At 34.7% G+C, this 20,881-nt stretch carries 19 protein-coding genes and 1 pseudogene; 4 read left to right on the top strand and 16 right to left on the bottom strand.

What is annotated here, in order from left to right; translation table 11 throughout:
• The first annotated feature begins 582 nt into the window (after positions 1 to 582).
• A complete protein-coding gene (locus tag QWC74_RS09330) occupies positions 583 to 1,257 on the top strand; it encodes a CPBP family intramembrane glutamic endopeptidase (RefSeq protein WP_288993992.1) in 675 nt (224 codons plus the stop codon).
• 44 nt (positions 1,258 to 1,301) lie between these two features.
• On the opposite strand, the gene feoB is transcribed toward QWC74_RS09330, so the two are convergent.
• Entirely contained in the window at positions 1,302 to 3,293 is a 1,992-nt protein-coding gene (feoB, locus tag QWC74_RS09325; RefSeq protein ID WP_006783799.1) for a ferrous iron transport protein B, read from the bottom strand.
• A 22-nt stretch (positions 3,294 to 3,315) separates the two neighbouring features.
• Positions 3,316 to 3,546 (bottom strand): FeoA family protein, encoded by a 231-nt coding sequence (locus QWC74_RS09320; protein ID WP_006783800.1) that lies wholly within the window; start codon positions 3,544 to 3,546, stop codon positions 3,316 to 3,318.
• A gap of 158 nt (positions 3,547 to 3,704) precedes the next feature.
• Between QWC74_RS09320 and QWC74_RS09315 the strand changes: the two genes are divergently transcribed.
• Positions 3,705 to 4,829, top strand: a complete 1,125-nt coding sequence (locus QWC74_RS09315; protein WP_006783801.1) for a nucleoside recognition domain-containing protein — start codon at positions 3,705 to 3,707, stop codon at positions 4,827 to 4,829.
• 25 nt (positions 4,830 to 4,854) lie between these two features.
• Here the strand turns inward: QWC74_RS09315 and QWC74_RS09310 are convergent, their stop codons facing one another.
• The 3 genes from QWC74_RS09310 to rsmD form a co-directional block, all read right to left on the bottom strand.
• Positions 4,855 to 5,154 carry a hypothetical protein gene (locus QWC74_RS09310; protein WP_006783802.1) on the bottom strand — a complete coding sequence of 100 codons (300 nt, stop codon included), beginning with the start codon at positions 5,152 to 5,154 and terminating at the stop codon, positions 4,855 to 4,857.
• Between the two features lie 228 nt (positions 5,155 to 5,382).
• Complete coding sequence (gene coaD / locus QWC74_RS09305) at positions 5,383 to 5,868, bottom strand: pantetheine-phosphate adenylyltransferase (protein WP_006783803.1); 486 nt, start codon at positions 5,866 to 5,868, stop codon at positions 5,383 to 5,385.
• Between the two features lie 35 nt (positions 5,869 to 5,903).
• Positions 5,904 to 6,455 (bottom strand): 16S rRNA (guanine(966)-N(2))-methyltransferase RsmD, encoded by a 552-nt coding sequence (gene rsmD, locus QWC74_RS09300; protein ID WP_006783804.1) that lies wholly within the window; start codon positions 6,453 to 6,455, stop codon positions 5,904 to 5,906.
• A gap of 785 nt (positions 6,456 to 7,240) precedes the next feature.
• Between rsmD and QWC74_RS09295 the strand changes: the two genes are divergently transcribed.
• Both QWC74_RS09295 and QWC74_RS09290 read left to right on the top strand, forming a co-directional pair.
• Complete coding sequence (locus QWC74_RS09295; protein ID WP_006783805.1) at positions 7,241 to 7,486, top strand: hypothetical protein; 246 nt, start codon at positions 7,241 to 7,243, stop codon at positions 7,484 to 7,486.
• Positions 7,487 to 7,970: 484 nt separating this feature from the next.
• The gene (locus QWC74_RS09290) at positions 7,971 to 8,459 is read left to right on the top strand and encodes an RDD family protein (RefSeq protein WP_006783806.1); all 489 of its coding nucleotides are present in this window, start codon (positions 7,971 to 7,973) and stop codon (positions 8,457 to 8,459) included.
• Between the two features lie 42 nt (positions 8,460 to 8,501).
• On the opposite strand, the gene QWC74_RS09285 is transcribed toward QWC74_RS09290, so the two are convergent.
• From QWC74_RS09285 to QWC74_RS09235, 11 genes and pseudogenes are all read right to left on the bottom strand, one after another.
• Positions 8,502 to 9,653, bottom strand: a complete 1,152-nt coding sequence (locus QWC74_RS09285; RefSeq protein WP_006783807.1) for a YibE/F family protein — start codon at positions 9,651 to 9,653, stop codon at positions 8,502 to 8,504.
• Between the two features lie 17 nt (positions 9,654 to 9,670).
• The gene (locus tag QWC74_RS09280) at positions 9,671 to 11,176 is read right to left on the bottom strand and encodes an alkaline phosphatase (RefSeq protein WP_040763755.1); all 1,506 of its coding nucleotides are present in this window, start codon (positions 11,174 to 11,176) and stop codon (positions 9,671 to 9,673) included.
• Positions 11,177 to 11,395: 219 nt separating this feature from the next.
• Positions 11,396 to 12,823 carry a signal recognition particle protein gene (gene ffh, locus QWC74_RS09275; protein ID WP_006783809.1) on the bottom strand — a complete coding sequence of 476 codons (1,428 nt, stop codon included), beginning with the start codon at positions 12,821 to 12,823 and terminating at the stop codon, positions 11,396 to 11,398.
• Between the two features lie 3 nt (positions 12,824 to 12,826).
• A complete protein-coding gene (locus QWC74_RS09270) occupies positions 12,827 to 13,153 on the bottom strand; it encodes a putative DNA-binding protein (RefSeq protein WP_006783810.1) in 327 nt (108 codons plus the stop codon).
• Between the two features lie 172 nt (positions 13,154 to 13,325).
• The gene (gene ftsY / locus QWC74_RS09265) at positions 13,326 to 14,333 is read right to left on the bottom strand and encodes a signal recognition particle-docking protein FtsY (protein WP_006783811.1); all 1,008 of its coding nucleotides are present in this window, start codon (positions 14,331 to 14,333) and stop codon (positions 13,326 to 13,328) included.
• An 85-nt stretch (positions 14,334 to 14,418) separates the two neighbouring features.
• The gene (smc, locus tag QWC74_RS09260) at positions 14,419 to 17,994 is read right to left on the bottom strand and encodes a chromosome segregation protein SMC (RefSeq protein ID WP_006783812.1); all 3,576 of its coding nucleotides are present in this window, start codon (positions 17,992 to 17,994) and stop codon (positions 14,419 to 14,421) included.
• Between the two features lie 194 nt (positions 17,995 to 18,188).
• On the bottom strand, positions 18,189 to 19,145 hold the full coding sequence (gene uvsE / locus QWC74_RS09255; protein WP_006783813.1) for a UV DNA damage repair endonuclease UvsE: 957 nt from the start codon (positions 19,143 to 19,145) through the stop codon (positions 18,189 to 18,191).
• A 54-nt stretch (positions 19,146 to 19,199) separates the two neighbouring features.
• The gene (locus QWC74_RS09250; RefSeq protein WP_006783814.1) at positions 19,200 to 19,340 is read right to left on the bottom strand and encodes a hypothetical protein; all 141 of its coding nucleotides are present in this window, start codon (positions 19,338 to 19,340) and stop codon (positions 19,200 to 19,202) included.
• 105 nt (positions 19,341 to 19,445) lie between these two features.
• Positions 19,446 to 20,150: a restriction endonuclease gene (locus tag QWC74_RS09245; protein WP_006783815.1), complete on the bottom strand. Its 705-nt coding sequence runs from the start codon at positions 20,148 to 20,150 to the stop codon at positions 19,446 to 19,448.
• Positions 20,151 to 20,211: 61 nt separating this feature from the next.
• Positions 20,212 to 20,574 carry a YccF domain-containing protein gene (locus QWC74_RS09240; protein WP_006783816.1) on the bottom strand — a complete coding sequence of 121 codons (363 nt, stop codon included), beginning with the start codon at positions 20,572 to 20,574 and terminating at the stop codon, positions 20,212 to 20,214.
• Positions 20,575 to 20,662: 88 nt separating this feature from the next.
• A pseudogene (locus QWC74_RS09235) lies at positions 20,663 to 20,881 on the bottom strand (aldehyde dehydrogenase); the annotation flags it as partial.

The raw sequence follows: 20,881 nt of genomic DNA, 5'->3' as shown, positions 1-20,881 counted from the left end.
GGCTTTACAATTTAAACTTGTATGATTAGTCAGTGGAATATAAACAAAATTTGAATTATTGTATTCCATGACATCCACAGTTAAAGCTAACTCTTTTTTTCCCGGAATATGAGTATAAGGATCCGGTTTTAAAATCCGATCAATCACCCTCATGTTTTATCCTCCTCAAATAAAGCTCCTGATGAGCATAACGCCCCTCTAACACACTATATTTTTAAAAATGAAAAGTTATTATACCCTTAGGCGGATAATTTGCATTTTGACTTAAAAAGTTCACTCTCTTTCGCAAATATCTTATCACTCCTCTGATTCTTTTGGCGAAAATAGCCACTCATTCTGACCTACTGTTTGTGAAAAAAACTCTAAATCCCCTCATCCGGTATTTGAAATTTTCTAAATTAGCTAAGTTGTCATATTTTGAAAAGTTGTGTGATTGCACCTGAAGGAAAATCCATTCTTTTTATGAATCATCATATATTTTCACCTCTCAAAACATAGACTGAATCAAGACCCGAACAGTTTCTTTTTAAAATTCGGTATGCTATAATAATCCATAATTAAAACATTTTTTGGAGGTGTCAGATGAATTTACGTCAATCTAAATCCGTTTTACTCATTTTTTCATACGTATTTGTGATGTTTTTACTACCATACGTCACGCTATATGGAATTTCAGCTCTATTTAATATCTCAGATCCAATTGCTTTACAAGTTTATACGAATCTTGTTTCCTATCTAGTTTTAGTCGCGATTACATTATTATTGTTTGGAAAAGAATTATTAACTGAATTAAAGGAAATCAAATCCACTGGAAAATATCTTCGTGCTGTTTTAGTGGGGTGGATTATTTTATGGGGTTGCTCCATTTTAGCAAATTTAATTGTGATGGCGATCACGCAATCTGAGGAATCATCAGTCAATCAACAAGCCATTGAACAATGTATGAACATCTATCCAGTGTTGATGGGAATCACAACCGTCTTATTTGCCCCATTAGTCGAAGAAGTCGTGTTCCGTTATACGATTATGAAAGGTTTCTTAAATCGTCCATGGATTGGCATTGCCCTCAGTAGTTTCTTATTTGGAATGATTCACGTTATTTCCGCAGGTGATTTTATTTATGCTATTCCTTATATTGCCATGGGATTTGCTCTTGGATATGCGTACTATAAAAATCAAAACATCTGGTATTCTATCGGCGTTCATTTATTCCAAAACTTATTTTCAACCATCATCTTAATTTCATCAATGCAATAAAAAAAGCACTGAAACTTACAGTTTCAGTGCTTTTTTACTTCAGTTTAAAATATAAAATGACCTATTTGATAAAAGACAAACGTCACAACATAAGCCACAATCAATCCAAAGCCAACCATCATCATCGTCGTCTTCGCCGATTTTGTTTCTTGATACATTACCCCAACGGTCGATAAACATGGGATGTAAAGGAGTGAGAACACTAAGAAAGAAAATGCTTGAAGTGGCGTAAATAAGTTCATTAGTCCCGCTTCACCACCACAGATAATAAGCATAGATGAAGCCACAAGTTCTTTGGCTAAGAATCCGACCACTAAACTACTCGCAGCTTGCCAAGTTCCAAATCCAAGAGGTAAAAACAAAGGAGCTAAGACACCACCGAGTATCGCTAAATAACTCTCGTCACCTGAAACATGTAGGCCGGCTGGCCCCATCTCATTTAAGATCCACATAATAATTGAACCTAAAATAATAAATTTCCCTGCAGTATGTAAGAAGTCACTTCCACGATTTAACGTTTGATTTAATAAATTTTTAAATTGTGGCACACGATACGGTGGAATTTCTAAAATAAAATTCGTTTCTGTTTTCTTAAACATCGAGACCGATAATAATTTAGCACTTAATAAAGCGATGATAATGCCTAGTAAATAAAGGGCCATGATAATTAACGACTGAAAACGACTAAAAAACATTCCCACGAATAAAACATAAACCGGTAAACGAGCTGAACATGACATAAATGGAATAATCATCATCGTTTTAATACGTTCTGAACGATCTGGAATCGTACGAGTCGCCATAATAGCGGGAACGTTACATCCAAATCCTGTGACTAAGGGAACAATGGCTTTTCCATTTAATCCAAAGCGAGAGAAAATATAATCCATCACAATCGCCACACGTGCCATGTAACCTGTTGCCTCCATTAACGATAAACAGAAGAACAAAATTAAAATTTGAGGTAAGAATATAATCACACCACCAACCCCAGCTACAAGACCATCTATTATGGCACCGTAAATAAATCCATCAGGTGAGGCCCCTAGCATCACTAATAAATTCTCGATTTGTGGGATAATCCAATCATTTAAAACGCCATCAAATCCATCCGAAATACGATTTCCAACTAAATCAAATGTAATCGAATAAATGAGAAGCATAAAAATAAAGAAGATGATAGCTCCCCAAATTGGATGCGTTAAAATGCGATCAACACTCGTTAACTTCGGCTTCACATCCGGTTGAAACCCTGGAATTACTTCCATCGATTCTTGATATACCTTATAAATAAACTCACGTCGTTTATTAAAAATGGCTCCTTTTAATGATAGGGCAATTTCTTTTTCGATAATGATTTGCTCTGTTTTAGCAACCACCTGTCGAATCTCATCCGCATGTGATAAAGATAAATGACTAAAAATCCCTTCATTTCCTTCTAAAATTTGAATCGCAATCCAACGTGAATCCAAATGAGTAGGTGTTGAATCAAGTAACGCACTAATTTTACTAATCGCACTCTCAACTTCCACACCATAATACAAATTAAAGGCTACCTTTGAACTTGATGTAGGTAACACGCTAATTAAGTCATCCATTCCTTGATTTTTACGGGCGGAAATTAATGAAATTGGCACACCAATCAACGCTTGTAACTTTTCTACATTTAATTGCAATCCTTTTCTATTTAAGGCATCCATCATATTCATCGCAATGGTCATTGGAACGCCAGCTTCTAACAACTGAATCGTCAAATGTAAATTACGCTTTAAGTGTGTGGCATCTACAATATTTAAAAATCCATTGTAATCTTCATTTAAAATGGCAAATGTCACAACTCCCTCGTCTTCACTACTTGGAGTCACACTATAAGTTCCAGGAAGATCGATTAAAACGTCATCCGTTTTCTTAATACTTCCCTCTAGCTTGTCAACCGTTACCCCACTCCAGTTTCCAACATGAGCATTCGAACCCGTTAAATTATTAAATAAAGTGGTCTTCCCTACATTTGGATTTCCTATTAACATGTATCTCATTTTTTCACCTCTACTCTCATCCTCATGATATTTTTTCTATTTTAATTTTTTTCGCATCTTCAACACGGATGCAAAAATCAACATCTTCGATTGATATATAAAATAATTGTCCAAAGTTTAACACATTCAACATCGTCACTTCAGAACCAATTGAAATCCCTACATCATAAAGACGACGACTAAAACTATCAGAAATCCCATTAAATTCAAGAATGACAGCCGTTTCACCTATTTTTAATGTCGATAAATCCATTCTCTTGGCCCCCTTCTTTTTATTGATAACTATTATCAATAAATATAGTATATCATATGCCAAATTATCTGTCTACTTGTTTAAAAGTTGACTCTTGGCATCAGATTTAATACATATTTGCTTAACTTAAATAATACATTCATTATAGGTGAAGAAAAATGAAAAATATAATGAAATCTGTTGTGTTATTATTATTTCTAGTTTTATTACTGCTTTATCCCGCTCCTATTATTGCCTCGACAAAAACTGGACTCTTAACATGGGCTGAAAAAGTAGTTCCCGCTCTCTTTCCATTCTTTGTGCTCACTCGCTTGATGATTTACTATCAAGTGCCTCAAATGATTGGAAAATTATTCGCACCCATTTTCAAATCGGTTCTTAAAATTTCGCCTTTATCCTTCTTTGTGATGTTCATGAGCTTCATTAGTGGAAATCCATCAGGGCCGAAAATGGCACGTGAGTACTATGATAAGCATCTGATTTCCGAACGAGAGCTAACTGGACTTCTTTATTTTTGTAACTTTTCAAGTCCACTCTTTATCATTGGAACAATCGGAGTTGTCCTTTATCAATCGACACAAATAGGATATCTGTTATTAACGAGTCATCTTCTTGGGTCTATCACTGTTTTTATTCTGTGTTATCCCTATTTTAAGACGACCTCTTCTAAAACACTTAATATCGAATATCCAACACAATCCTTTGCTACTATTTTAATCGACTGTATTGAAAGTAGCATTCAAACCTTATTACGTGTGGGTGGAATTATCGTCTTTTTCTACATTGTCTCAGAAGCTTTTAACATCATTCACTTAATTGAGTGGTTCGATCAACTGTTAGCACCTATTTTATCTTCTATGAACATCAACACGATTGAGCCATTCTTTGCAGGACTGCTCGAGTTTACACAAGGTGTGACAAAAGTTGCCTCAGCTTCTTTCCCATTTAAAACGAAACTGATTTTAACTGCCTTTATTGTGAGCTTTACAGGGCTTTCAATTCACACTCAAACCTTTATGTTCGCTAAAAATTTAAGCGTTTCTTACATCAAGTACTTATTCATGCGATGCGTACACGGTATAAGTAGCGCTCTGATCGTCCTATTTGGCTATCAATACCTCGAGCAAACAGATGATGTATTTTTACAAGTCGGATTTCATCCGTTATTCATTCTAAATCCTTTTGTTAAATTAACACTTGGATTCATGATTTCATATCTGATTCTTAAACCTCTACAACTTATCATTCATCAGATGGATCGTTATAAAAAAGCAAAAAGATGAGGGAAAACTCCTTCATCTTTTTGCTTTATTTGTGTTTAATATACCCGACTAAATTTGTTTCGTTCACCAGCATTTTAACTTTGCCTAAGTGACAATCATTAATTTCTGTTTTAACTTCATCAATATATCCAAACTCTTCGTAAAAATCATTCAAACGATCGGTAATATCAAATACTAACCCATTGACAACCACGTAAGTTGGATTTCCATTCTTTCCATTGAAGAAACGATTAATTTCTTCTAACGTGAACACTTGATTAGGATAAATAAGTTTAGAAACAGTGGCACGGTGCGTTTTACCATCATCATAACTTTTTAAAGGCATATGTTCTTTTCCCCTCTCTTGCTATTTCACCTTACTGTTCTTCTCATATAATCTATGAGAGAAATTCATAAATAGATACTGATTTAGCCTAAATAAGTCTTTTGTCGCTAAACATTTCACTATATGAAACCATCGAGTCGATTATTAGCAAATAAGAACAAATGTCTAAAAAAAAAGATAAAACCATTGTTCTTAAACGCTGGTTTTATCCATTCATTATTTATTAAATTATTTATTAAATTTTTTCTTTAATGCCTCTTGCACAAACTCAGGAACAAAGCTTGAAACATCTCCACCAAATCTAGCAACTTCTTTTGTCGTAGAGGATGATAAAAACATGTTTTCAGCACGCGTCATTAAAAACACTGTTTCAATATTAGGTTGTAATCGTTTATTCGTCGTTGCAATTTGAAACTCATATTCAAAATCCGTTACCGCTCGTAATCCACGTAAAATCGTTTTAGCACCAAGTTGATTAGCAAAATCAACTACTAACGCATCAGCACAAACAACGACTTCAACACGTTCTAAATGTTTGGTTGCTTTTTTTAACATGTCAACACGTTCCTCGACCGTAAACAATGTTTTTTTATTAATATTTTCAGCAACAGCGATATATAAATAATCAAATAATTCATATCCACGACCAATGATATCTAAATGACCATTGGTAACAGGATCAAACGTTCCTGGATAAATTCCAATCTTTTTCATAACTGCTATTCCTCCACTATCATCCTTACAAAGGATTAATCACGATGATAAATCGTAATGGATGTGATGCCATAAATTTCACGTTTAACTTGTTTGATATCCCCTATCATCTCATGCAATTCATCTTCTTTTAAGCACTCCGCCATAATGATTCCCCCAGATGCTAATAGGTTGTGTTCATTTACAAACTCAATAATCTCATTAATTTTCTGTCCCTTATAAGGTGGATCTAATAAAATTAAATCAAACTGAATGTCTCGCTTGACTAACGCCTTTAACGCTCTAAAATAATCATTACGATAAATTTCGACGCAATCTTCAATTCGTAAATCTTTAACATTTTCTTTAATCGTGTTAATAGCAATCGTTTCTCGATCGACAAAAATGACTTTATCAATTCCTCGACTTAATGACTCGATTCCTAAATTTCCACTTCCACCAAATAAATCAAGAGCGATTCCACCATCAAAATATGGGCCAATAATATTAAAAATACTTTCCTTTACTTTATCAGTCGTTGGTCGAGTATTCGTACCTTTTACTGCTTTGATGCTTCTTCCTTTTAATGTTCCGGCTACGACTCGCATTTTATCACTTCCTAATATTTTTCTATTTTATCTCATTATTAAAATGTAATTGAACTTATCATCTTTTATTATCTGGAGTAACTCCATCATGACTAGCGGGAAAGTTCATTAAAAATGTCTAGTTACAGTTAGCGCTCTATCTTAATCTCTCTTACTATTAATGTTAAGAATTATCTAACTCAAACTTTTAATCTGACGAATACTCTTTTAATTTTAATGTTAGAAGGTCGAAAAATCAACAAAATATATTTCTTTAAATCTATTGCGATCAATTCACTTCTATCTTTTCAATAAAGTTTACTAATTTTATAGTATTTTAAAATCCTAATGTTTTAATTAAAACACCTTTTTAATGATCATCTTCAAACTATTACGATTGCATCGATTTCCAATGACAGAGTTTTTAATCTGAATAACTTCAATTCATATTCCCTTTATCAAAAATATAATTTGGAAAAATTATATAAAATTAGCTTAAATACCATAAAAAAGATATTTACGTATAATTTCAGCTTGTTTACGTTAAATAATCTCAAACTTAATATTAACGTGATATATTAAAAGTGATTTGAAAAGCAAAGTATAATTGCTAGGAATAAATAAAAAACTGGACCAATTAACCTTTCTATACCAAAGACTGATTAGTCTATCCAACAAGAATGTTAATTTATGTGCTTTTATTTCCCCTTTAATGCATCTATTAAAGATTTTTAGCAAATGTATATTTACTCTCATATTTGATTTATCTAAATCTTTTATATCATCAACAAGGAGGTTACTAAACGATGAAAGCTTATTCTCAAATTATCGGACTATCAAGTCTTATTATCGGATGTTCATTAAACGTAGTGTTATTCACTTCTTTAATTAATTCAATGATCGCTGTTATCCTATTAGCAGTTATGGGGGTTGCTCTAGCTGCCTTCTCTTTATCTTTAAAGCCAGAAAAAAAATGGATTGGAATTGCCGGACTTGTCTTAAATCTAATTCCTTTAGCTTATATGGCTATTTTATTTGTCGGGCTTGGATAATCTAAATTAAAAATTAATATTATAACCAAAAGATGTTAGATGAATTTCTAATATCTTTTTTCTTTTTCAATCAACAAATATAATTTCCTAACACCCCCCTAATCTACTCCCCTCCAATGATTATTTCTCCAAAATTAAGTATCTTCTACAATGTCATCGATCTTTGAAGCTAGAGAATAACTTATAAAACACTCTGTTTTGTCAATTATCTTATAATCCCTTAAAGGAACGACAAAAACTCTTATCTATTTTTAAAATAAACGTATAGAAAATAAAAAGATGGTCAATATTATTAGTGTAGCCGAGAGGTTACAGTAAAATAATCCCCCCTATTCTTCTATCATACTTCTCCTCTCCCTTTCACATATGGTCAAAGTATGAATGAATAAGCCGCCACCCCCCTAGGCGGCTTATTTTTTTATCTTTACTACCCAATGAAAGCGTGTTATAATATCTAAAAATTGGTAAAAAGAGAGTGATTGTAATGAAAGAAAGTTATTATCTTGCTCCATTTAAAAAACGAATGAATGCCCATGCTTTGGATTTATCGATGACGATTGGTCTTATGTTTATTCTTATTTTGGCACTAACAGGGCCGATTCAATACCCTGTGGTTATCATTGTCTTTTATGTCATGGCCATCTTATTTCCTAGCTTAAATCATGGACAAACGATTGGAAAAAAATTAATGAAAATTAAACCGGTTATGATAAAAGATGAGAAAGAACTCACTTGGTGGCAAATTCATCTTCGAGAACTTTTTAAATACTTATCCCTATACTTTTCTTTCGGTATCACCCATTTGGCTAGCTTTTATATGATCAGCGAACGAAAGGATAAACGAACGATACATGATTTAATTTTCAAAACACGTGTCGTAGACTTAGACCCTCAATTATTATATGCACAACGCGATCAAGCAGCTGAAGACGATTACTATAACCATTATAATTCCCAACGAAGCATCCGCTAAAAATGAAAAGTATCGAGTCCTCAAGAAGGATTCGATACTTTTTTATTGAGTTAGTTCCATCACTAATTCTTCTTGTTTCTTTCTTGATATAGGACAATAAAAAACTCCACAAATCAAAGCAGTTAAAGGAGAAACCAGCACCAGTCCCATACATCCAATAAACGTGTGCAAAATTTCAGCTGAAATCTTTTGAGAATTTAAAATGGATAACAAAGGCGTTCCTTGTGCTAAATAAACCATTAAAATCGTAATGTAACTTCCCATATAAGCCAACAGCAAGGTCGTCATTTGACTCCCAATAACTGACTTTCCAATTGTAAGTCCCGATTTAATTAAGGCAGTGCGTTTGATGGTCGGATGATGCTTTAACACCTCCTCAAGTGCCGCTGAAATATCAATGGCTAAATCTAGAACGGCACCCGAACATGCTAAATAAATACCCGCTTGAAAAATACCGTCTAAATCCAAATTTTGATAACCTGCATACAAAAGCGATTCTGACCAATCCATTACCGCTCCATCAATATTAAATAATCTTCCAAACCATACCGCTAATAAACAAGTCAAAAAAGAACAAATCATCGAACTTGCTATGGCTGTATAAGCCTTTTTGGTCCAGCCTGCTACTAATAACAACGTCACGATGGTTAATAAATTCCCCACCATTAAAGCCATAAAAAGTGGATTCCAACCTCTTAATAAGGACGGAATTAAGATTTTACAAATGCTCAGTAATGCAAAAGCAAAAGACAATAACGTCCGAACCCCGGTAAATCCAGAAACCATAATGAGTAAGAAGATAAAACAACCAACTAAAATCAGTTGTTCGTCCAATCGATAATAATCAATTAAATTAGCAAATATGACTTGACCTGATGAATTTTGCTCAATCAACGTCCATACCTTATCTCCGACTTCATATAACTTATCGACTTCTAGTTTTCCCGTTAAAAGATTCATTCCTTCAACGATTTCACCTTTATGTGCTCCACTTAAAATTTCAATTTCGCATCGCTGATCCCCCTGATTAAGTAATCCAGTCGTGTAAACCCCACTGTTATTGACAGATCTCACGGTTGCTTTAACGCCTGATGAATTAATATAAATCTGCTGTTCATAACCTGTTGGTAAAAACCAAAGAATCGCTAACAACAAAACAAAAACACTAACAAATACTATCTCTTTACGCTTCACACTGCTGACTCCTTCACTTAATCTACCTGACAAATTTCAACTAATTTATGAAAGACATCCACATTATCGTAAAATCCACTAAACAATTCAGCTCCAACACCTCTCGCATAAATCGCAACCGGTGCTCCTGTATGCGCATAAGATGTCCAACCAATACCTGCTTTATTATTTAAAAGATGAGTTAAGCTAACCGATAGTGGATCATATCCGCCATATAAAATTTGAGCCTCCTCAGTTTGATCCCGATCATCCTTATTTTTCATCGACTCTTCAAAGCCAGCCTTTAATTTCTTCAACTCATCATCCGACATGACAAACAATGCCTTTTCTCCATGAGTAGCCTCTTCATCTTCTGATGATATCAATCCAAAGTTTTCTTTAATAATCGGATATACATCCTCAAACGTTAAATTTGGGTTGCTTGCTTTTAAATCTTTAATTAATTCATCAAACGCAACATAAGACATTTTTTGTGCCTTTAACAACTCAAACGCTGTATGATAACCTGTTTTAGCATATCCAATACTCATTCCTCCTGTTTCATGATCACCGGTCACCAAAATTAACGTTTCTTCAGGATGCTCATTTGCAAAATCAATTGCCACTTGAACGGCATCTTCAAAAGCTAACACTTCAGCAATGGCCGTCATGGCATCATTTGCATGACAAGCCCAATCGACTTTCCCTGACTCTACCATCATAAAAAATCCTTGTTCGTTATCTAGGACTTTAATCCCTTTCTCGACAAAATCAGCCAACATTAAATCGTCTTCTTTGGCATCAATGGCATAAGGCATGGCTCCTGAATCTTGTAACACAGGACTTTGAGCATATACCTTACCTGATGAGGAGTCAAGCGCCAAAATATCTTCCTTCGTCTTAGCTACTTGATATCCATTTTCTTCAATGATCTCATACACATTTCGTTCATCTTCATTTTTTCCCGTTGGCTGTGCAATGCTTCCTCCGCCAAAATAATCAAAGTTAGATGTTGCTAATTGTGTGGCAATCTCGTAATAATCACCTCGAGATGGAACATGAGCATAATACGCTGCAGGGGTTGCATGATTAATCGTGACTGTTGTCACAATTCCAATTTTTTTTCCTGCTAATTTTAATTTTTCAGTGATGCTTTCTGTTACCTTCGTTTTATTTGCTTCTAACCCAATGACTCCGCTATGCGTTTTCACACCAGAAGATAAAGCTGTAGCTGTAGAGGCTGAGTCTGGAACGAAAGACGTTGAATTATGTGTCGTGACCAATCCAACCGTAGGAAAAGCTGTAAAATTTAAATTATTAGTTGTGATTTCACCCTCTCCATCATTTCCTGTATAGACTTGGGCAGCATTTACCTGAACCTGTGACATTCCATCTCCAATGAACATAAATACATACTTAGGCGCCACCGTCACTTCAATTGTTTCAGCAACTGATACTGATTTTTCTTCTTCATTTGAACACCCCATCACAACCGTTAAAGCAGTTGCCATTGATAATAGGATGTTTAACCATTTTTTATTCATCATCCATCCTCCTGTTTTTAACCAATAAACTTATGATAACCAAATGATAGATTTTTCATCAAAAAATCTAACTTTAGAGAATATGAGGAATATCTAGACGACATGATATTCTCTTATTAATCTGACTTATCTTTATCAATCGTATTTTTTATTTTTCGTAAAATCTAAATTTTTATGTCAAAAAAGAGAGCACTAATTCAGTACTCTCTTTTAACGATATTAGAAACGGAAGCCACCGCGACCTTTACCTTTTCCTTTTTTACCTTGTCCCATCATGCCTCCAAAGCCACCCATTGCACCTGGATTACCTCCGCGTTGCAAGGCATTGGCCATACGTTCCATCTGTCGTGGATCCATGCTTGAGAATTTCTTCATCATTTTACGCATATCTGTAAATTGTTTAATCATACGATTAACTTCTGCAATATCACATCCGCAACCTTTTGCAATACGTTGCTTACGACTTGCATTAATTAAATCAGGATTTTTACGCTCTTGCTCTGTCATTGAGTAAATAATCGCTTCAACACGTGCCATTTGTTTTGGATCAATATTAATATCTTTTAATTGGTTTCCGACACCCGGAATCATTTTTAAAATATCTTCAAATGCTCCAAGTTTTTTCATTTGTTTCATTTGCTTTAAGAAATCATTAAAGTCATAAGTAGCATTCATCATTTTGTCCGCTAACTTCATGCTTTCTTCTTCATCGAAGTTTTCTTGAGCACGTTCGATTAAGGTCATAACATCTCCCATTCCTAAAATACGAGATGCCATACGCTCTGGATGGAAGACTTCTAATGTATCTAATTTTTCACCAAGACCGATGAATTTAATTGGAACATTAGTAATTTTACGAATTGATAAAGCAGCACCACCACGAGTATCACCATCTAACTTCGTTAACACAACCCCTGTTAAATCCAATTGATCATGGAATGATTGAGCGACATTAACCGCATCTTGTCCAGTCATCGCATCAACGACTAATAAGATTTCTTGTGGATTAACAAGCTCTTTAATATTTTTTAACTCATCCATTAATTGCTCATCAATATGTAGACGTCCAGCTGTATCGATAATGACTAAATCATGACCATTTTCACGAGCATAAGTCATCGCTTCTTTTGCGATATCAACTGGGTTCATTGATGTTCCTTTTTCATAAACCGGAATATTTAATTGCTTACCGATTGTTTTTAACTGATCAACGGCAGCAGGACGATACACGTCACAGGCAACTAATAATGGATTTTTCTTTTCTTTTTTACGTAAATAACTTGAAATTTTTCCTGTGTGTGTCGTTTTCCCGGCTCCTTGTAATCCGACCATCATAAAAACAGCTGGTTTAGCATGACCAAAGTTTAACTCAGCCGCGCTATCCCCCATTAATTTCGTTAACTCTTCATTAACAATCTTAATCACTTGCTGCCCTGGTGTTAAGCTTTTTAAAACAGCTTCTCCGACAGCTTTTTCCTTAACTTCATTAATAAATTCACGTACAACTTTAATATTAACATCGGCTTCAAGTAACGCTAAGCGTACTTCACGCATCATCACGTCAACATCTTTTTCAGTTAATTTTCCTTTACGTGTGACACTTTTTAAGGCCGATTGTAGTCGTTCTGATAATGTTTCAAATGCCATAAATTAAACCTCCAAATCGAGTTGTTGCAACTCATTAATCCACTTCATCATCTGCTCATCCTGTGTATGAACTTGCATCTGATCTAAAATTTCTTCACGTATTTCACGCTTTTTTAATAATTGTAACTTCGTTTCATAATCTTCTAACAATTTCTCTGTTCGTTTAATGTTATCAAACACGGCATTACGACTTACCTCAAATTGTTCAGCAATTTCACTCAACGATAAATCTTCTTGGTAATAAAGCTCAAGATAAGTCTTCTGCTTTGATGTTAATAATACTTGATATGCATCATACAGTTCATTCATTCGATTGACTTTTTCTAACATCACAATGCCCCCACTAGCTTCTATATACAAACTAAACGATAATTTATAATTTCATAATCAGACTTAATCGTTAAGCTCTTTTGATACTAAAGAGACCTATAGTCCCGATAAAAGTTTTCAACTGCATCAAACTTATCAAGACCCATCTATTCAGCCCTACCTAAAAACCTAATTACTCCGCTTCATTTTCAAATAAATCTGCAAATAATCCATAAATATATTGTTCAATATCAAAGTGAACTAAATCTTCGGCTTTTTCTCCTAAACCAACAAATTTAATCGGAATCCCAATTTCATTTCGAATGGCTAAAACAATTCCACCTTTTGCTGTTCCATCTAATTTTGTTAAAACAATTCCAGATACATCTGTCGCTTCTAAAAACGCCTTCGCTTGATTCATTCCGTTTTGTCCTGTTGTTGCATCAATGACTAATAATGTATCATGAGGCGCTCCTGGAACTTCACGTTCAATCACGCGTTTAATTTTTTCTAACTCTTTCATTAAGTTAACTTTATTTTGTAAACGTCCTGCCGTATCACATAATAACACATCAACATTACGAGCCTTCGCTTCTTTAATCGCATCAAACATAACGGCTGATGGGTCTGAACCTTCACTTAATGACACCACATCGACCCCAATGCGGTCTCCCCAAACCTGTAATTGTTCAATTGCACCTGCACGGAACGTATCTCCTGCGGCTAATAAAACAGACTTTCCTTTTCCTTTTAATTGATGAGCAATTTTTGCAATTGAGGTTGTTTTTCCAACCCCATTTACCCCAACAAATAAAATAACAGTTAATCCTTCTTTATTCAGACGTAAGTTTGAGTTCACAAACTCACCTTTAACGTAAATTTCAAATAGTTTATCGACCATAATACGCTGTAATTCTTTTGGATCCGTAACATTATGTTCGCGTACAGTCTCTTTTAATTGATCAATGAAATCTACCACGGTATTAACACCAATATCAGCCATAATGAAGATTTCTTCTAACTCTTCAAACATCTCTTCATTAATGTCATTATAGCTTGAAAAAACAGACTGTAACTGTTTTAAAAGGTTACCACGTGTTTTTTTCATACCTTCTTTATAATGTTGCTGAGCACGAATTTCTGTCTCAGAGACTTCTTTTTTTCCAAGTACCATCGACTTTAGACGATCAAATAAACCCATCAGGCTTCACCTCAATTAATTAATAATATCGTGTCATACAAAATGACTTTAATGCTACTCTATCATATTTTACGGTCTATGACTATTATTTTTCATCATCTAGATAATCTGAAACATTATCCATACGAACTGACACGAGTTTCGTTACCCCTCGTTCTTGCATCGTCACTCCGTATAATACATCAGCTTTTTCCATCGTTCCTTTACGGTGAGTAATAACGATGAACTGTGTTTCTTTACTAAATGCCTTTAAATAATTGGCATAACGAGAAACATTGGCTTCATCAAGTGCAGCCTCAACCTCATCGAGCACACAAAACGGAACCGTACGAACTTTTAAAATGGCAAATAATAAGGCAATCGATGTTAAGGCTTTTTGTCCACCTGATAATAAATTTGAAGTTTTTAACTTTGTTCCAGGTGGCTGTGCAATGATTTCAACCCCAGTATTTAATAAATCGTGAGGATCAGTTAACACTAAATCAGCGGTTCCACCACCGAATAATTTTTTAAAGATTTCAATGTACTCAACACGAACCAAGTCAAAGGTTTCTTTAAATTTAATGGTCATCTCTTGGTCCATTTCATTAATCGTTTCCTCTAAATTAGCTTTCGCTTCAATTAAATCATCGCGTTGTGTCGTTAAGAATTCGTATCGTTCTTTCACTCGTTGGTACTCGGCAATTGCAGCCACATTGATCTCACCGAGTGAAGCAATTTGACCTTTTAAGCTACGAATTTTTTGTTTAACTTCTTCAATACTTCCCTTTAAAGGATAATGTTCATTCGCATAGTCAAACGTCATTTGATGTTCTTCTTCAAGTTTTTTAATCATTAAATCCATCTCAACATCAACTTTTCCAATCGCAACATCGAGTTGATTAATTGACTCCGTCATTTTTTGATGAATTTTATGACTTTCTCTTACTTCACGCTCTAAAACCTCAAGTTCTTGACTGACTTTTGTTAAAGTCAAACGTTGTTCTTGAATTTTTTCAACAATCGATTCACGAGATTCTTTCTGTTGCTCAATTTGTGTTTCAAGTGAAATAACTTCATCATCATTTCCAAGCATTTCTTGTTCGCTTTGCTCTAATCGATTGATTAATTCTGCTAAACGTTCTTTTGCTTGGCCTGATTCCTCTTGCAAACGATAATGAGTCGCAATTTCACTTGTTAGAGCCGTCTCAAGTTTAGCCACTTCAACTTTTAACTCCGTCATAACTTCCATCAACTGAGTTTTCATTTCTTCTTGTTGTTCAAGTTGCTCTTCTAGTGTATCAATGATTCCTTTAGCTGATTCAATTCGATTTTCAAGTCTTAAACGCGATTCGGCTAAATCATTATTCTTTTCAACTAATTGCTTATACTCCGATTCATGTTCACGACGTTCAATTCGGAGTAATTCGTCACGTTCATTTTGTGCTTTTTCACGATATTCAAACGCTAATTTTTGTTGATTCGTCTCCGACATTTTATCTTTTAAACGTTCGCCAGCCGATTGAAGTTTTGATAATTGTTTTTCAGAATTTTTAACGACTTCTTGTAACTCTTGTTGAAGTCCTTTTGATTGTTCGACTTCTTCATTTAACTCTGCAATTTTCTTTTGACAATCTTCAATTTCATTTTTTTGACGTAATAACGATGAACCTTGACGTTTAACAGCCCCTCCGGTCATCGCTCCTCCTGCATTAATAACGTCTCCTTCAAGCGTGACAATACGATAACGATAATTCAATTGCTTTGCTAAATTTTTAGCCACATTTAAATCTTTCGTAACAATAATACTTCCTAAAATATTCTCAACAATTTGTCGATATCGTTCTTCATAACCCACTAATTGTGAAGCCACACCTACAACATCTTGATTATTTTGAATACGATTTAAAACATCCATTGGCAACACACGAGACTTAATAACATTTAAAGGTAAGAATGTCGCACGCCCCGCATGATGACGCTTTAAGAAATCAATAGCATTTTTAGCAGCATCGTCACTTGTTGTCACAATTTGTTGCATAACAGGACCTAGTACCACATCCATCGCCAACTCAAGTTCTTTAGGAACAGACACTAGTTCAGCAACGGCTCCCTCAATCCCATTAATTTGATTTTGCTCACGAGCCTTTAAGATTTTTTTTACCCCTTCGTTAAATCCTGAGAAATCTTTTTGAGCATCCTCTAGCCATTGTAAACGATTCATCATTTTATCGACTTGATGCGTTAACTGTCTAAAACGATTTGTCTCCATTTCTAATTGCTTTAACGAATGTTGATGCGTTTTTTGTAATGTTTGATACTCTTCACGCTTCTCCTTTAATTGTGCACTTAATTTATCATACTCTTGCTTAAATCCTTCTTGCTCACGACGCAACGTCTCACGATCAATAAGCGATTTATTTTCATCACCACTAATGCGTTCAAGCGTCACCTCTGTCTTTTTAATTTGCTGATTAATCGAAATGTATTGATTTTTAACACTAGCTAGTTCATTAACATCTTCAAAGTAAGCCTCTCGCGTGGACTCTAATTCTGTTTTTAAATTTTCCTCCAAGTGTTGATATTCTTCCGTCACTTGATTTAACTGTGTTTGTTTGGCTAATAAACGGGATTCGGTTTCTTTCATCGAACTGGTCGCTAGTTCTAATTGCTTCGTCGCTAGTTCTAACTGCTGTTCAAGTTCGACCTGTTGTTCCGTCAGTTGCTCTTTATTTGAAGAGGCATTTTTATGACGTTCTTTTAAAACATCTCGTTGACCTTGTAATTTTTGAATTAACTCTGACGTTTCAACTAACTCAGTTTGTAAGGCTTCTAACTGTTGTTCTTGAGCTTGTTGCGTTTGCTTTAAATTATCCATTCGACGCTCATCCGTCGCAATCTTTCCATTAATACTTAAATGTTCAAACTCCACTTCTTTACGTTCTTTTTTTGAACGTTCCATTTGGTCATTTAACGTTTTAATATCATAAGCTAACACACTGATTTCTGACTCACTACATTCCTTTTTTAAGACCATGTACTTTTCAGCTTTTTCTGATTGCTTACGTAAGGGTTCAACTTGGTCTTCTAACTCAAAAATAATATCTTGAACACGACTTAAATTATCACTAGTCGATTCAAGTTTGCGCGTTGCTTCTTTTTTACGCATCTTATACTTTAAAACACCTGCTGCCTCTTCAATAATCACACGGCGATCTTCAACCCTTGCCTCGACAATGGCTTTAACTTTATCCTGAGAAATAATGGATAACGAATCATGGCCAATCCCTGAATCCATAATCAAATCAATGACATCTTTTAAACGAACTTTTTGTTTATTAATTAAGTATTCACTATCCCCCGTTCGATAAACACGACGGGTAATACTTACTTCATCATAATCAATCGGTAAGCTTTGACAACTATTATCTAAAACGAGTGTCACTTCAGCAAAGTTAAGTGGTTTACGAGTTGATGTCCCGGCGAAGATAATATCTTCCATTTTCCCACCACGTAAACTTTTTGCCGACTGCTCTCCGAGTACCCAACGAATCGAATCTGAAATATTACTCTTCCCTGATCCATTCGGTCCTACGACAGCCGTTACGCCTCGTTCAAACTCGACTACAGTTTTATCGGCAAAGGATTTAAAACCAATTGTTTCAATTCTTTTTAAATACATATGTTTCATCCTTTATCTACATTCTTTATCTATTTTATTATACCAAAAAGTCATACGTAAAATAAAGGGACTTCTACGTTTATCAAACATTAGTTCTAAGATTATCTTCTAAATCACATATCATTTTCCAAAGCTATCCCCTCTTGTGATGCTTATACAAAAAAACAGCACTTCTTTTCGTGCTGTTTTCACCATTAAACTTCAAAGGTTGTCCCATCTAACCACTTCCAATGTGGTCTTGCAACTTTTATATCCTGTATGAGGCGATATAAGGCTAAATCTTTTTGTTTTGCTTCAATCATAATATCTAGATCTTGATTAAGGGGTTGAACCAACTCAATAAATCGAAGCAAATCCTCAATTTCAATATAATCTGAATGACGACGATCCGTGTCAAATTCTTTCGGACTTGAAATATGAACTTTAGGAGGCCAAGGATTTTGATCCCACGTTTTAAAAATGGATTCTAAAAGGGGTTGAAGCTCTATCCCTTCGTTATAGCAACGATGATGATGAATATCAAGAACCATGGGGATATTTAAGGTTTGACATAGCTTAAGAACATCATCGGCTGAATAAACTTTATCATCATTTTCAATGATTAAAGCCTTTTGAATATTTGGTGGTAGCCGATGAAATGTTTGAATAAATCGCTCTAATGCCGCCTCTTTCCCACCGGCTTTCCCCCCCACATGTAAAACAAGTTGAGGAGACTTAATATCAAATAACTCAAATAAATGCAACTGATGTAAAAGGGATTGAATCGACGCTTCAATCACTGCTTCATTGATACTATTTAAAACATTAAACTGATCGGGGTGTGCATCGACTCGCATGTCATATTTCTTAATTAGATCTGCAACTTCTTGACATTCCTCCTGAATGACTTTGGAATAATCCCATAGAACCTCTTGATGGGTGGCCAATGGAATTAATTTTGATGTCATTCGGTAAAAATGAATCTCTTGTTTCGCGTTATAATTTAAAATTTTAATCAAATCGTGCAAATTTGATTTAGTTACGCGCGTTAATAAACTAAGTTGCTCACGCTTTGAAGAAAGTGATGAATATTTTTTATAGGTCACAGGTGATGAACTTGTAACCTTATCTAACTTTAGCGCAATAGCTACATAACCTAAACGAATTTTCATAAAAAAGACCTCGGTTTTCTAGAATCATTCTAGTTTACCCAGGTCCTCTTTAAATTATTTATCCTTAAATCTTTCATCTTGTTTGATCATTTGTTCCATCTGACGATCGGCGCGTCCCGCTACGACTAAACAACTATATAATGCAACCATCACTAACGTCACCAAACTTCCGACGACGACACCTGCTAAAAACATGGCGTCACCTCCTTTTACCTCTAGTTGTTATTTTCTATGTTTACTAAGCCCTTCTTGTGAGACGACGATCCCCAAAATATCTAATCTATCGCGGATGAATCAGACCTAGAGTTCCATTTCACTGACATTTAAAACGAGACTCGTTCCGTTTTCCCTTAAGTTTTCAATTTCATGGTAAAACTCATATCCGGTTAGCAATTCAATGTGATTCCGATTTGCAAAATCTTTCGCTTCATCATTAAAATCACTTGTTGTAATGACAATAGCTTGATCTGCTTGAACATCAAAATCTTGCATCGCTCCTAAAACACCTCGAATGTCACTAACCCCAACGATATCACCGACTGACATTTCTAATCCTGCTGGATCGGTATATAAATCTTTGATTAAGGGAACACATTTAAACCACTTGACAATGATTTTTTCACCTTGTGACCACATTAACAAATCATAACCTTGCGTCGCCGGATTAGTCGCTACTTCAACCGATTCATATCCCTTCAGTTCATAAAATAATTTTAATAATTGGTTAAAGGATTCATCACTTAAATGCTCTAGTTGCTCAAATAAAACGAGTTGGCTTAGCTGTAGTCGACGTCTTTCATTTTGCTTACTATACTCATCTAATGCTAATTTACGTTGATTTTGTTTATATTTAATCAACAATAAAGCAGCAATGGTTAAGAGTAAAATAATAAGATACCAATTCCACATCTGCCACTTTGCAATCCAATCCGTAAATCCATAAAAGAAATCAAAAACAACAAATGCAATAATTAAATATGCAATATAAACGATTCTTTTTTCCATAACATCACCAATTTTATTATGAAAAAAATGGAACGATTTTAAACAAAATCGTCCCAATAAATCAAATAACTTCTTTACCAAACGGCATTAGAGATAACTTTGCCATTTTAATGGCCTGAAAAGCGAATGGAATTCCAACAATAGAAATAGCTAACATTAAAGCACTCACTAAATTCACTAAAGCCATTTCTAACCCACCAAAAAGTAACCATAAAATATTTAAAACAAAAGTCCCACTTCCATTGTTGACTGTCACAACCTCTTTACCAAATGGAGCTAATTGTAATTTAGCTAACTTAAAGCATTGCAGACCAACCGGAATGCCAACAATCGTTAGACACCAGAGAACGCCAAACAAACACCAAATTAATGAGGCCCATAACCCGCCAAAAAGTAGCCATACTAGATTTCCAAGACATGACATAAGCATCTCTCCCTTCCTATTTACTATATCATATGAGAGATTTGATAGGAAGTCGTGTAGGATATTACTAGAAATTGTAAATCATTTGTTATTTCATAATCTTTTTAATTAATTTTAACTTGTCTTTGTACGGAGGGAACACAAGATTTAAGTGAATTTTCGTCGAGCGATTCACCATGCTTTTTTCGTAAGTGAACGTCTTAAAACTTGCCTCTCCATGATAACGACCCATTCCAGAACTTCCAACCCCTCCAAAAGGCAGTCTTGAAGACGCAACATGCGTAATGGTATCGTTGATACAACCTCC

The sequence above is a fragment of the uncultured Turicibacter sp. genome (assembly GCF_938044715.1).
Taxonomy (GTDB): domain Bacteria; phylum Bacillota_I; class Bacilli_A; order MOL361; family Turicibacteraceae; genus Turicibacter; species Turicibacter sanguinis.
This window is presented reverse-complemented; position numbering and strand designations above follow the sequence as displayed.